The following is a 14,383-nucleotide window of genomic DNA, read 5'->3' on the forward strand; positions in this document are numbered from 1 at the left end:
CGGCTTCGGCGGCGCGCTGCGCGGAGACCGCCTGCGCGAGTCGTTGGCGGTTTTTACCCCACAGGTCGAGATCCCACGACGCGCTCGCGAGCACGTTGTTTTCGCTGTACCAGCTGCCGCCGTAGGGCGGCGGGAACAGCCCGTTCGCCGAATAGAGCTCGCGGGTCCACGAGTAGCTCGCGTTGGCCTTCGGATAGAGCGCCGATTTCGACGTTTCGATGTACGACGACGCCTTGGCAATGCGCGCCTGCGCCTGCGCGATGGTCGGACTGCCATCGAGCGCTTCGTCGATCAGCTTCTGGAGCTGCGGATCGCCGAACTGGCTCGCCCAGTCGAACGCGGGCCACTGGCCGCCTTGCGCCGGAATGCTCTGCGACGACTCGAACTGCTGCGGCTGCGCGAGCGTCTTGTCGCTCTTAATGCCGATGTAGTTCGCGCAGCCCGAGAGCGCGAGCGCGGCGATCGCGGCGGTCACCGCGGCCCGGCACGACAGCGCTGGCGCAAACTGGGTTTGGGATTTCATTGCTCGTCTCGTTGCGTGAGAAGGTGAGGTGATACTGGACGATGCAGCTATTTTCTTGTTTGCCGGTTTCAAATTTGCTTGCCCTGTCATGAATTGGCCGGCGGATTTTGCCCGGCTGCCGGATTCGCGTTCTGGCTAGCATCGCAGCTATTGGCGAGAACCCGTCGCAACATGTTCTTCAGAAAGCCCACCTCTTCGGGCGTGAAACCGGCGGCGAGCGTTTCCGTCACGCTCGTGAAGATGGCCGGCATGCGGCGCGCGATGGCTTCGCCTTCGGGCGTCAGCGCAAGGCGCACGGCGCGGCGGTCTTCGGAGCTGCGCACGCGCTTGAGGAGGCCGCGCTTCTCCAGCCGGTCGACGAGACGCGTGACCGCGCTGGCGTCGATGCCGTATTCGCGCGCGAGTTCGGCGGCGAGCAGGCACTTGCCGCTGGCCACCATGAACAGCACGCTGGCCTGCTGGCTGGTGATGCCCAGCTCGGCGAGCGTGCGCTGCGTGACCATGTTCGACATGCTCGTCTTGGCCCGCGCGAGCAGGTAGCCGACGCTCTCGCCGAGATCGTAATCGCGGATTTCGGGCGGCGGTACAGGGATCGGATCCGTCATGTTTCTGCTGCGACTGCAATGATTGACCAGGCAGGGATTATAAGAAACGTTAGTTGACGCGACAAGGTTTTATTGTGAAGGGGCCGAATAACCTTTGCCGGATAGGGTCTTAATGTCGCGCGCAGGACGTGAGAAAATTGAGATTCCGCGCCGCGCCGCTGCGGAACCCGCGAGTCCTCGTCCCGTCCCTTGTTTGCTGCCGTCTGCGTAGCGTTTCGGGCAGGTCGCGGCGGCCCGTGATGGAAAGATCGGATATGCGCCTGATCAATTCATCTACGCGTGCTATAATTTCAGGTTCCCAAAAGTGCGCCATTGCAGCGCTGCCGAATCGAGCCTCCGGATCCGTCCGGAAGAGGCGGGCGGTGGTCGCGATGCCCCATCCGGCTATGTGGCCGGCTGTGTAGCGCTCGCCCGCCCGGGCGCGCTGCCGCGCACTCTTAACTGTACCCAGGTTCCTATGTCCCGCGCCCTACGCAACATTGCCATCATTGCCCACGTCGACCACGGCAAGACCACGCTCGTCGACCAGCTCCTCCGTCAGACCGCCACGTTCCGTGACAACCAGCAGGTCGCCGAGCGCGTGATGGACTCGAACGACATCGAAAAAGAGCGTGGCATCACGATTCTTTCGAAGAACTGCGCGGTCGAGTACGAAGGCACGCACATCAACATCGTCGACACCCCGGGCCACGCCGACTTCGGCGGCGAAGTGGAACGCGTGCTGTCGATGGTCGACTCGGTGCTGCTGCTCGTCGACGCCGTTGAAGGCCCGATGCCGCAAACGCGCTTCGTGACCAAGAAGGCGCTCGCGCTCGGCCTCAAGCCGATCGTCGTCGTCAACAAGATCGACCGTCCGGGCGCGCGTATCGACTGGGTGATCAACCAGACGTTCGACCTGTTCGACAAGCTCGGCGCGACCGAAGAGCAGCTCGACTTCCCGATCGTGTACGCATCGGGCCTGAACGGCTACGCATCGCTGTCGCCGGAAGCGCGTGGCGGCGATATGCGCCCGCTGTTCGACGCCGTGCTCGAACACGTGCCGGTCCGTGACGCCGATCCGGAAGGCGGCCTGCAGCTCCAGATCACCTCGCTCGACTACTCGGCTTACGTTGGCCGTATCGGCGTGGGCCGTATCAAGCGCGGTCGTATCAAGCCGGGTCAGCCGGTTGCGCTGCGCTTTGGCCCGGAAGGCCAGGTCCTGAACCGCAAGATCAACCAGGTGCTGGCATTCAGCGGCCTGGAGCGCGTGCAGGTCGAAGCGGCTGAGGCCGGGGACATCGTGCTGATCAACGGTATCGAAGATATCGGTATCGGCGCGACCATCTGCGCGGTCGACAACCCCGAAGCGCTGCCGATGATCACGGTCGACGAGCCGACGCTGACGATGAACTTCCTCGTGAATTCGTCGCCGCTCGCCGGCAAGGAAGGCAAGTTCGTGACGAGCCGCCAGATCCGCGACCGTCTGACCAAGGAACTGAACCACAACGTGGCGCTGCGCGTGAAGGACACGGGCGACGAAACCACGTTCGAAGTGTCGGGCCGCGGCGAACTGCACCTGACCATCCTGATCGAAAACATGCGCCGTGAAGGCTACGAGCTGGCCGTGTCGCGTCCGCGCGTGGTCCTGCACGAAGTCGACGGCGTGAAGCAGGAGCCGTACGAAATGCTGACCGTTGACGTCGAAGACGCCAACCAGGGCGGCGTGATGGAAGAACTGGGCCGCCGTAAGGGCGAAATGCTCGACATGGCGTCGGATGGCCAGGGCCGTACGCGTCTCGAGTACCGCATTCCGGCGCGTGGCCTGATCGGCTTCCAGGGCGAATTCATGACGCTCACGCGCGGCACGGGCCTGATGAGCCACGTGTTCGACGCATACGGTCCGGTCAAGGAAGGTACGCTCGGCGAGCGTCGCAACGGCGTGCTGATCTCGCAGGACGACGGCGCCGCTGTTGCCTACGCACTGTGGAAGCTGCAGGATCGCGGCCGCATGTTCGTGAAGCCGGGCGACGCGCTGTACGAAGGCATGATCATCGGTATCCATAGCCGCGACAACGACCTCGTCGTGAACCCGATCAAGGGCAAGCAGCTCACCAACGTGCGCGCCTCGGGCACCGACGAAGCCGTGCGCCTGGTTCCGCCGATCCAGATGTCGCTCGAGTACGCGGTCGAATTCATCGACGACGACGAACTCGTGGAAGTGACGCCGCAGTCGATCCGCCTGCGCAAGCGTCACCTGAAAGAGCACGAGCGTCGCCGCGCAAGCCGCGAAGCCGAGTAAAGTTTGCTGTCGAAACTTTTTCGCGCACTGCAATGCATGTAAGAAAACAAGAAAGCCGCCGCTGTCTGGGCGGCTTTTTTGCGTCCGGCGGGGATTGCCTCGCAGTGCCGGAAGAGTCTGTTGTAAAAGTTGCAAAGTACCGCCAAAGCCCATGGAGCAAGGGTTTGCGTGCGGTCCTGTGTCGCATTGCATCTTATGGGAAGTATCACTTATGTGCTATCCTCCGCGGATGCATGATTTAGGTCCTTCCAAGCAGACTTGATTCGCAATCCGCTAAACGGTCAGGCCGTGGCGCGGAAGGTTGAGTAACCCGCTATTTCTCGAGAAACTCGAAGAAAGGTGAGCGTAAATGTCGGAAACGATGAAGCAATTCCAGCTGAACTCCTATCTGTTCGGCGGCAATGCTCCGTATGTCGAAGAGCTATACGAAGCATATCTTGACAACCCTGCGTCCGTTCCGGACCAATGGCGTGAATACTTCGACGCACTGCAAAACGTGCCGTCGTCGAGCGGTTCGGCCGACAGCGATGTCGCACACGGCCCGATCGTCGAGTCGTTTGCCCAGCGCGCGAAAGCCAATGCTTTCGTCCCGAAGGGCGGCGGCGAAGACCTCGCCACGGCTCGCAAGCAGGTCTACGTTCAGTCCCTCATCGGCGCATATCGCTTCCTGGGCTCGCAATGGGCCAACCTGGATCCGCTGAAGCGTCGCGAGCGTCCGCCTATCCCCGAACTCGAACCTGCGTTCTACGACTTCACTGAAGCCGATATGGACCAGACGTTCAGCGCCACGAACCTGTATTTCGGTTTCGAGCGCGCGACGCTGCGCGAGATCGTGAAGGCGCTGCGCGACACGTACTGCGGCACGATCGGCGCCGAGTACATGTACATCAGCGACCCGGAACAGAAGCGCTGGTGGAAGGAACGCCTCGAGTCGATCCGCTCGACGCCGAACTTCACGAACGACAAGAAGAAGCACATCCTCCAGCGCCTCACGGCTGCTGAAGGCCTCGAGCGCTTCCTGCACACCAAGTACGTCGGCCAGAAGCGCTTCTCGCTCGAAGGCGGCGAATCCTTCATCGCCGCGATGGACGAAGTCGTCCGTCACGCAGGCGCGAAGGGCGTGCAGGAAATCGTCATCGGCATGGCCCACCGCGGCCGTCTGAACGTGCTGGTCAATACGCTCGGCAAGATGCCGGCTGACCTGTTCGCCGAATTCGAAGGCAAGCACGTCGACGACCTGCCGGCTGGCGACGTCAAGTACCACAAGGGCTTCTCGTCGGACGTCGCAACCGAAGGCGGCCCGGTCCACCTGTCGCTCGCGTTCAACCCGTCGCACCTTGAAATCGTCAACCCGGTGGTCGAGGGTTCGGCGAAGGCCCGTATGGATCGCCGCGGCGACGACAACGGCCTTCAAGTGCTGCCGGTGCAGATCCACGGCGACGCGGCCTTCGCAGGTCAGGGCGTCGTGATGGAAACGCTGAACCTCGCGCAAACGCGTGGTTACGGCACGCACGGCACGCTGCACATCGTCATCAACAACCAGATCGGCTTCACGACGTCGGACCCGCGCGATGCGCGCTCGACGCTGTACTGTACCGACGTGGTCAAGATGATCGAAGCGCCGGTGCTGCACGTGAACGGCGACGATCCGGAAGCGGTCGTGCTGGCGATCCAGCTCGCGGTCGAATTCCGCATGCAGTACCACAAGGATGTCGTCGTCGACATCATCTGCTTCCGCAAGCTCGGCCACAACGAGCAGGACACCCCGGCGGTCACGCAGCCGCTGATGTACAAGACGATCGCGAAGCACCCGGGCACCCGTGCGCTTTACGCAGAAAAGCTCGTGCAGCAGGGCGTCATTTCGGCGGAAGACGGCGACAACTACGTCAAGGCGTACCGCGCCGCGATGGACGAAGGCCACCACACCGTCGACCCGGTGCTCTCGAACTACAAGAGCAAGTACGCGGTGGACTGGGTGCCGTTCCTGAACCGCAAGTGGACCGACGCTGCCGACACGGCAGTGCCGCTCGCGGAACTCAAGCGTCTGGCCGAACGCATCACCACGATCCCCGAGAACTTCAAGGTTCACCCGCTGGTCGAGCGCGTCATCAACGACCGCCGCGCGATGGGCAAGGGCGAATCGAAGCTCGACTGGGGCATGGGCGAACACCTCGCGTACGCATCGCTGGTCGCGTCGGGCTACGCTGTGCGCCTGACGGGTCAGGATTCGGGCCGTGGCACGTTCACGCACCGTCACGCCGTTCTGCACGATCAGAACCGCGAACGCTGGAACGACGGCACGTACATCCCGCTGCAGAACATCGCCGACAACCAGGCGAAGTTCACGGTGATCGACTCGGTGCTGTCGGAAGAAGCAGTGCTGGGCTTCGAATACGGCTACTCGACGGCTGAACCGAACACGCTCGTCGCGTGGGAAGGCCAGTTCGGCGACTTCGTCAACGGTGCGCAGGTCGTGATCGACCAGTTCATCTCGTCGGGCGAAGTGAAGTGGGGCCGCGTTTCGGGTCTCACGATGCTGCTGCCGCACGGCTACGAAGGCCAGGGTCCGGAGCACTCGTCGGCGCGTATCGAACGTTTCCTGCAGCTGTGCGCCGAGCACAACATGCAGGTCGTTCAGCCGACCACGCCGGCCCAGATCTTCCACGTGCTGCGCCGCCAGATGATCCGTCTGTTCCGCAAGCCGCTGATCATCTTCACGCCGAAGTCGCTGCTGCGTCACAAGGAAGCCGTGTCGGATCTGTCCGAACTCGCGAAGGGCACGTTCCAGCCGGTCATCGGCGAAGCGGACGAGTCGATCGACGCGAAGAAGGTCAAGCGCGTGGTGGCCTGCTCGGGCCGCGTGTACTTCGACCTCGTCGCGCATCGCCGCGAAGCGAAGGCAAACGACGTCGCGATCATCCGTATCGAACAGCTCTATCCGTTCGCGCACAAGCAGTTCGAAGCGGAAATCAAGAAGTACGACAACGCGACCGAAGTGGTCTGGGTGCAGGACGAGCCGCAGAATCAGGGCCCGTGGTTCTACATCGAGCACCACCTGAAGGAAGGCATGAAGGAAGGACAGAAGCTCGCGTACAGCGGCCGTCCGGCTTCGGCCTCGCCGGCTGTCGGCTACTACGCGAAGCATTACGAACAGCAGAAGACGCTGATCGAAGGTGCGTTCGGCCGCCTGAAGGGCGCGCAGGTCGCGAAATAAGCATATGAGCTAACGAACCGGGAAAGCGTGCGATCGGATCGCGCGCTTTCCCGCGCTCAGATGCGCGACCCGGTTCGTACCCAGATACGTATTCAGGAACATCAAATGGCTATTGTTGAAGTCAAGGTCCCGCAGTTCTCGGAGTCGGTGTCGGAAGGCACGATGCTGCAGTGGAAGAAGAAGCCGGGCGAAGCGATCGCTCAGGACGAAGTCGTCATCGAAATCGAAACCGACAAGGTCGTGCTCGAAGTGCCCGCGCCGGCAGCCGGCGTGCTGGCTGAAGTGCTGATCGGCGACGGCGCGACCGTCACGAGCGAACAGGTCATCGCACGCATCGACACGGAAGGCAAGGCTGGCGCCGCAGCTGCACCCGCAGCCGCCGCAGCGCCGGCAGCCGCACCGGCCGCCGCGCCCGCGGCAGCACCGGCTGCTGCAGCCGCTTCGACGTCGAGCAGCAACATCGCCTCGCCCGCAGCGACCAAGCTGATGGCGGAGAAGGGTCTGGCTGGCGGCGACGTCGCCGGCACGGGCCGCGACGGCCGCATCACGAAGCAGGACGTGCTCGGCGCAGGCGCGCCGAAGGCTGCGCCCGCAGCCGCACCGGCTGGCAAGCCGGCTGCCGCCAAGCCCGCGCTGCCGCAAGTCAACGCACCGGCATCGGCCGCCAACTGGCTGAACGACCGTCCGGAACAGCGCGTGCCGATGTCGCGTCTGCGTGCGCGTATCGCCGAGCGTCTGCTCGAGTCGCAGCAAACCAACGCCATCCTCACGACGTTCAACGAAGTGAACATGGCGCCGGTCATGGATCTGCGCAACAAGTACAAGGACAAGTTCGAGAAGGAACATGGCGTGAAGCTCGGCTTCATGTCGTTCTTCGTGAAGGCCGCGGTTCACGCCCTCAAGAAGTTCCCGCTCGTGAACGCGTCGATCGACGGTAACGACATCGTCTATCACGGCTACTTCGACATCGGTATCGCCGTCGGTTCGCCGCGCGGCCTGGTGGTGCCCATCCTGCGCAACGCAGACCAGATGAGCCTCGCCGACATCGAGAAGAAGATCGCCGAATTCGGTCAGAAGGCCAAGGACGGCAAGCTGTCGATCGAAGAAATGACGGGCGGTACGTTCTCGATCTCGAACGGCGGCGTGTTCGGCTCGATGCTCTCGACCCCGATCATCAACCCGCCGCAGTCGGCGATCCTCGGCGTGCACGCGACCAAGGAACGCGCGGTTGTGGAAAACGGCCAGATCGTGATCCGCCCGATGAACTACCTCGCGATGTCGTACGACCACCGCATCATCGACGGCCGCGAAGCCGTCCTGTCGCTGGTCGCGATGAAGGACGCGCTGGAAGATCCGGCGCGCCTGCTGCTCGACCTGTAATCACAGCGTCGCTCAAGCATCGCGTATTGAGTCTCACACTGAGCGGCGTGCGCGCGAATTCCGGAAACCGGCATTCGCGCGCCGCGCTCACGTATCGAAAGGATGACCATGTCCAAAGAATTTGACGTCGTCGTGATCGGCGCCGGCCCCGGCGGCTATATCGCGGCGATCCGCGCCGCGCAGCTCGGCAAGTCGGTTGCGTGTATCGAAAAGTGGAAGAACCCGGCCGGCGCGCTGAAGCTCGGCGGCACCTGCCTGAACGTCGGCTGCATTCCGTCGAAGGCGCTGCTCGCCTCGTCGGAAGAGTTCGAAAACGCCGCGCATCATCTCGTCGACCACGGCATCAGCGTGGGTGACGTGAAGATCGACGTCGCGAAGATGCTCGCCCGCAAGGACGGCATCGTCGAGAAGATGACGAAGGGTATCGAATTCCTGTTCCGCAAGAACAAGATCACGTGGCTCAAGGGTCACGGCAAGTTCACCGGCAAGAACGACGCCGGCGTGCAGATCGAAGTCTCGGGCGAAGGCGAAACCGAAGTCGTGACGGCGAAGAACGTCATCATCGCGACGGGTTCGAAGGCGCGTCACCTGCCGGGCATGCCGGTCGACAACAAGATCATCGCCGACAACGAAGGCGCGCTGACGTTCGACTCGGTGCCGAAGAAGCTGGCCGTGATCGGCGCAGGCGTGATCGGTCTGGAACTGGGTTCGGTGTGGCGCCGTCTGGGCGCCGACGTCACGATCCTCGAAGCGCTGCCGGAATTCCTCGGCGCCGCTGACCAGGCGCTCTCGAAGGAAGCTGCGAAGCTCTTCAAGAAGCAGGGTCTCGACATTCACGTTGGCGTGAAGGTCGGCGAAGTGAAGGCGACGGACAAGAACGTCACGATCAACTACACGGACAAGGACGGCAACGCGCAAGTGCTCGAAGCCGACCGCCTGATCGTGTCGGTTGGCCGCGTGCCGAACACCGACAACCTCGGTCTCGAAGCGATCGGCCTGAAGGCCAACGAGCGCGGCTTCATCGACGTCGATGACCACTGCGCAACGTCGGTGCCGAACGTCTACGCGATCGGCGACGTGGTGCGCGGCCCGATGCTCGCGCACAAGGCCGAAGACGAAGGCGTGCTGGTCGCGGAAGTGATCGACGGCCAGAAGCCGCACATCGACTACAACTGCATTCCGTGGGTGATCTACACCGAACCGGAAATCGCGTGGGTCGGCAAGACGGAACAGCAGCTCAAGGCTGAAGGCCGCGACATCAAGACGGGCCAGTTCCCGTTCATGGCGAACGGCCGCGCGCTCGGCATCAACAAGGCCGACGGCTTTGTGAAGATGATCGCCGACGCGAAAACCGACGAACTGCTCGGCGTGCACATCATCTCGGCGAACGCATCGGACCTGATCGCGGAAGCCGTGGTGGCGATGGAATTCAAGGCTGCCGCCGAAGACATCGGCCGCATCTGCCATCCGCACCCGTCGCTGTCCGAAGTCATGCGCGAAGCGGCACTTGCCGTCGACAAGCGCGCGCTCAACATGTAAGCGCCTGAGGCCGGGCGCGTCAGCGTTCCGGCCTTGCAGCACCTGCATCACGTACAGAGGCGGACGGGTTCGAATACCCGCCCGCCTTTACTCATTTGCGGCTCACGAAATGAACGTCACCGAATACTACGAAAACGAACTGCAGAAACGCGGATACAAACCGGATGCGGCGCAGCGCGTCGCGATCGAGCGGCTGCAGCGGTGCTACGACGAGTGGGTCGAATACAAGTCGCGTCGCTCGAACGCGTTCTGGAAACTCATCAACCGTCCCGATCTGCCGCGCGGCGTCTACATGTGGGGCGGGGTGGGGCGCGGCAAGAGCTTCCTGATGGACAGTTTCTACGCGGTCGTGCCGGTGCAGCGCAAAACGCGTCTGCATTTCCACGAGTTCATGCGCGAAGTGCATCGCGAACTCGAAGAACTCAAAGGCCAGGCCGATCCGCTCGACGAACTCGCGCGCCGCATCGCGAAGCGTTATCGCCTGATCTGTTTCGACGAATTCCACGTCTCGGACATCGCCGACGCGATGATCCTGTATCGCCTGCTCGACCGCCTGTTCGCGAACGGCGTGCAGTTCGTGATGACGTCCAACTACGATCCCGATCTGCTTTATCCCGACGGCCTGCATCGCGACCGCATGCTGCCCGCCATCGACCTGATCAAGGAAAAGCTCGATGTCCTGAACGTCGATGCCGGTGTCGACTATCGCCAGCGCACGCTCGCGCAGGTCGAGGTCTATCACACGCCGCTGGGCGCCGCCGCCGACAAGGCGCTGCGCCACTCGTTCTCGCAACTGGCCGCGGTGCCCGACGAAAGCCCGATCCTGCACATCGAGAAGCGCGAACTCAAGGCGCTGCGCAAGGCCGATGGCGTGGTGTGGTTCGACTTCGCCACGCTGTGCGGCGGTCCGCGCTCGCAGAACGACTATCTCGAACTGGCGAGCCGTTTTCACGCCGTGATTCTCTCCGACGTGCCGCAGATGACGCCGCGCATGGCCTCCGAGGCGCGCCGCTTCACCTGGCTCATCGACGTGTTCTACGACCACAAGGTCAAGCTGCTGATGTCGGCCGCGGTGCCGCCCGAGGATCTGTATCCCGAAGGTCCGATGGCGAACGAATTCACGCGCACGGTTTCGCGGATCGTCGAAATGCAGTCGAAGGAGTATCTCGAAACGCCGCGCCGCATCGTCGATACGACGCTGACCTGAGCGTTTGCGTAGTGGTTTGACCTGCGACACCTCGCAGGTCGCGCGCACAGGTGCGCACCCTGCGGCATCGCAAAAATAGAGTCCGAAGTGTTTTTTCAAGATTCGGACTCGTCTGATATGGCCCGCGGGGGCGAGTGGATATCGTTGGTTCAGAACCGTTCTGACCAAGGAGAACTCCATGACGCCGCATCGCGATATCACCGAGGAAGAGTGGCAACGCGTGTTGCCGCTGCTGCCCGAACTGCGCCCGCGCTCCGAACTGCGCGGCCGACCGCTGGCCAATACCCGCTCGGTGCTCAACGGCGTGCTGTGGGTCATGTACAGCGGCGCCACGTGGTCGGCCATGCCGCGCCGCTATCCGTCCTATCAGACCTGCCATCGCCGCTTCAAGGCGTGGCACGACGAAGGCGTCCTCAAGGCCGTGATGGGCGAATTGTTCGGCGAAGAGGGCGCGGCGCTGTGCGGCGCGATTGAAACGCGCATGCGCAGGCACGCAAGCCGCGCCGAAAAGGCCGCGCGCACCCAGGAAGAACTGCCGATGCGCAATTCGCCGTTCTCGCCGGCCGCGCCCGGTGTGCCCCAGCCGTTCAGCTATCGATCGGTGTATCGCCACACGGTTTGACGCGCCGCGTTGACGTATGTCGAGAAAGAAAAAGCCGCCTGAATTCAGGCGGCTTTTTTCATGCTGAAGGTCGGCGTGGCGCGTGTTCGCGAGTCACGCCGCTTACCGCTTACTGCTGACGCACCCAGGTCTGCGACCGGCCGAGCAGCGCGATGCCCAGATAGCCGCGCACCACGAGCTTCTGGCCGCCGTCTTCCGTGTGCATCTTGCAGCTATAGATCTTGCCGTTTTCCGGATCGAGAATATGGCCGCCGTCGTAGTCGTTGCCGGCCTTTTTCATGCTGTCGATGATCGTCATGCCGAGGATCAGCTGGTCCTTGCGCGAGTCCGTGCAGGCGGTGCAGCGGCGATCGGGCTGATCGTTCGGCCCCAGTCCCTTGATGACCTTGCCGCTCAGGCCGCCGCTGCCGTCGTCGCTGATCTGCACGAGCGCTTTCGGCTGGCCGGTGTGATCGTCGATGGTCTGCCAGACCCCGACGGGCGAGCTGTCCTGCGCATGCGCGGCGGCGATGCCGCCCAGCAGTGCGCCGGCCAGCGCGAGCTGACGCGCCGCGCGTGCGGCGAACGAAATAGTGCGACCGTTGATCCGGTTCATGTGTCTTCCTCCACTGATGTTTATGTGTGTGCGACCGCATGCAGGGGCGCGCCGCGATGGCGCGCTCATGCAGTCAGGGCAGGATACGCGAAAGCGCCGCGCGCGTTTGCGAGTAGGAACTCTAGTCGGCGCGGCGCGCACGGCACGCGGATTGCCGCACGTGCCGTGCCGCGTGCGCCGTCCGCATCAGTTGAGCTGGTAAGAGAACGTCGCGTTGATGCGCGGGCTGCGCGACGGACTCTCGACCGGCGCATCGGCGAGCGCTTTCGCGACGGACAGATCGAGGCTGTAGTACTTGCCGTCGGAAATGCGAAAACCGAACGACGCCGACGACAGCCGCGAAGGCGAGGGCGTACCCGCATGCAGATACACGCGCGCCATGTCGAACGAGACATACGGCGTGATCGTCTGCAGCCACGCCTGGCCGATCTTGAACGGATGATTCAGTTCGAGCAGGAAGGCCCAGCCCGAATCGCCCGACGCTTCGCCCGGCTCGTAGCCCGCCGCGAAACGCTGCGCGCCGAACGAGATCTGTTCCGAAGTCGGCAGCGTGACCGGGCTGTACTGGCCCGTGATCGCCACGGACGTGCCGAAGCCCATCGGCCAGTCGTTGGTCTGCGAGGCGGACCCCGTGGTGCGCACGAAATTCAGCGAGACGGGGTTTTGCAGCACCACGCCCGGAATGTTGGTATCGGCGCCCTTGGACGCGCCCAGAATGTTGAAGCCCTTCGCGACCGCGATGCTCGCCTTGCGCACCTGGCCCGTCTGCACGTCGGCGTAATCGGCTTGCAGCTGCAGCACGCGCACCTGCGAATGCGTGTCGTACTGAAAGCCGTTGAGGGTGTTGTGATAGCGATCCTCATCGTGCGCCGCGTACACGCTCGCGGTGCCCACCACGCTGCGCGTGTTGCTGAGCAGCAGCGGGTAGGAGAGCGAGCCCGTGATCTTGTCGCTGATGACCGTGCGCTCCACGTAACCGGGCAGGCCGGGATTGTTGGTCGGATTGCCGCGATAGTGCGAGGCATCGACCTTCGCCATGAGACCGTCGCTCGCGATCGGCACGGCCGCGTGCGCGGACAGATAGGTGACGTTGTCGCGTCCCTTCGGCAGCAGCGCGGACACGCTCAACTGTTCGCCGAACGGCGTCAAACCGTTTTCGGTCAGCGTGAGCAGACCCTGCACGCCCGGATGATTGAAGTCGATGCCGGTGCTGATGTCGTACGGCTTCTGCGTGGCGTCGAGTTCGAGCGTGGTGGCGCCGTCGGTGCTCGTGGGCGGCGGCACGTTGGCCTTCACCTTGAGCCCGGGCAGCAGGCCGAGCACGTTGATATAGCGCTGGAACGTGGACGTGCGCAGCGGCCGGTCCTCGACGATATGCGCGGCGATCGCGCGCATCTTGTCTTCGAGCTTGCCCGGCTTGCCGGTGATCGTCACGGTGCCCACATAACCTTCGACGACCGTGATGCGCACGACGCCGCCCGCGAAATCCTGCGCGGGCACGAACGCGAACGAGAGCGCGTAGCCGCGATCCTGATAGAGCTTCGTCACGCCGTTGGCCGTCTCGATCAGCTGGCCGATCGTGATGTCGTGATTCGCGAGCGGCGCGAAACGTTGCGCGACCTCGTCGAATGGAATCGATTTCACGCCCTCGACCTTGAAGGTGGTCGGCGTGAGATGCGTGGCCAGCAACTGCTGCAGCTGAGGCGACTGCTGCTGCACCTGCACGGTCACGTTCGGCGCCTTCTGCGGCGCGTTGATCTGCGGCAGTGCGTCGAGCGGATTGCCCCCGGCGGGATTGCCCGCAGGAGGATTGCCGCCCGACGCCAGCCGGTTCTGTTGTGCTACTGCCACCCCCGTCAAGCCGGCGCTCGCCATCACCCCCAACGTTGCGAGCACGGCCAATTCTGCGACTGCGCCTTTCATCGGACTACCCTCGGACTTGTCGGACGGCGCGCCCGGTTTCCCTGAAGCTTCCGGTGCGCGCCGCCTCTTTGTGCCGCCTTTTCGGCGGTCTGTGGCTCCCTGATTGCCAGTGTTTATTCCTGCGGACTACGTACTACCTTGCCGTTCTTGTCCGGCAACGCGCGCGCGGCTTTCCCTCTCCAGAGGCCGCGTCACGCGTCGCTCATGTTGCCCGATGATTGTTGCGCGCGCTACGGCAGCTTATGCAGCAAGCCGCTCAGTAGTCCCCCCGATGTACTCGTGCTGCCAGAACTGCTTGTCGAACTCGTGCTGCCGGTCGTGGCGCCCAGCGCGCCCGTGACCGTGCCGACGATCACCGTCACCGGCTGGAGCAGCGTGGTCGCGCCGCCGCTGCTGGTTCCGCTGCCCGAAGTCGTCGAGCCGGCCGCGCCCGTCGCCGTCGATACGACGCCCGTGAGCAGGCTGCCGACGACCGGCACAGATCGGAAGAGCGGCGT

General features: G+C 63.5%; 11 protein-coding genes. 7 read left to right on the forward strand and 4 right to left on the reverse strand.

What is annotated here, in order from left to right:
* A partial coding sequence (locus G3N97_RS28355; protein ID WP_205996305.1) for a TolC family protein occupies positions 1-523 on the reverse strand: 523 nt, incomplete at its 3' end.
* An 86-nt stretch (positions 524-609) separates the two neighbouring features.
* A complete protein-coding gene (locus G3N97_RS28360) occupies positions 610-1,128 on the reverse strand; it encodes a MarR family winged helix-turn-helix transcriptional regulator (RefSeq protein WP_205996306.1) in 519 nt (172 codons plus the stop codon).
* Positions 1,129-1,585: 457 nt separating this feature from the next.
* On the opposite strand from G3N97_RS28360, the gene typA reads away from it, so the two are divergent.
* From typA to G3N97_RS28390, 6 genes are all read left to right on the forward strand, one after another.
* Entirely contained in the window at positions 1,586-3,406 is a 1,821-nt protein-coding gene (gene typA / locus G3N97_RS28365) for a translational GTPase TypA (protein WP_205996307.1), read from the forward strand.
* A 349-nt stretch (positions 3,407-3,755) separates the two neighbouring features.
* The gene (locus G3N97_RS28370) at positions 3,756-6,620 is read left to right on the forward strand and encodes a 2-oxoglutarate dehydrogenase E1 component (protein ID WP_205996308.1); all 2,865 of its coding nucleotides are present in this window, start codon (positions 3,756-3,758) and stop codon (positions 6,618-6,620) included.
* 105 nt (positions 6,621-6,725) lie between these two features.
* On the forward strand, positions 6,726-8,000 hold the full coding sequence (odhB, locus tag G3N97_RS28375; protein WP_065063139.1) for a 2-oxoglutarate dehydrogenase complex dihydrolipoyllysine-residue succinyltransferase: 1,275 nt from the start codon (positions 6,726-6,728) through the stop codon (positions 7,998-8,000).
* Positions 8,001-8,108: 108 nt separating this feature from the next.
* Positions 8,109-9,539, forward strand: coding sequence for a dihydrolipoyl dehydrogenase (lpdA, locus tag G3N97_RS28380; protein ID WP_205996309.1), 1,431 nt, complete (start codon positions 8,109-8,111; stop codon positions 9,537-9,539).
* Between the two features lie 109 nt (positions 9,540-9,648).
* Entirely contained in the window at positions 9,649-10,746 is a 1,098-nt protein-coding gene (gene zapE / locus G3N97_RS28385; RefSeq protein ID WP_205996310.1) for a cell division protein ZapE, read from the forward strand.
* A 178-nt stretch (positions 10,747-10,924) separates the two neighbouring features.
* On the forward strand, positions 10,925-11,368 hold the full coding sequence (locus G3N97_RS28390) for a transposase (RefSeq protein WP_205996311.1): 444 nt from the start codon (positions 10,925-10,927) through the stop codon (positions 11,366-11,368).
* Positions 11,369-11,477: 109 nt separating this feature from the next.
* On the opposite strand, the gene G3N97_RS28395 is transcribed toward G3N97_RS28390, so the two are convergent.
* Both G3N97_RS28395 and G3N97_RS28400 read right to left on the reverse strand, forming a co-directional pair.
* Positions 11,478-11,963 carry a DUF2147 domain-containing protein gene (locus G3N97_RS28395; RefSeq protein WP_205996312.1) on the reverse strand — a complete coding sequence of 162 codons (486 nt, stop codon included), beginning with the start codon at positions 11,961-11,963 and terminating at the stop codon, positions 11,478-11,480.
* 186 nt (positions 11,964-12,149) lie between these two features.
* Positions 12,150-13,790: a POTRA domain-containing protein gene (locus G3N97_RS28400; protein ID WP_241030880.1), complete on the reverse strand. Its 1,641-nt coding sequence runs from the start codon at positions 13,788-13,790 to the stop codon at positions 12,150-12,152.
* 375 nt (positions 13,791-14,165) lie between these two features.
* On the opposite strand from G3N97_RS28400, the gene G3N97_RS28405 reads away from it, so the two are divergent.
* Positions 14,166-14,383, forward strand: a 218-nt coding sequence (locus G3N97_RS28405; RefSeq protein ID WP_241030879.1) for a hypothetical protein, incomplete at its 3' end; no start/stop codon positions are given.

Origin of the sequence: Paraburkholderia sp. Ac-20347 (assembly GCF_017104805.1) — a bacterium.
GTDB lineage: Bacteria > Pseudomonadota > Gammaproteobacteria > Burkholderiales > Burkholderiaceae > Paraburkholderia > Paraburkholderia tropica.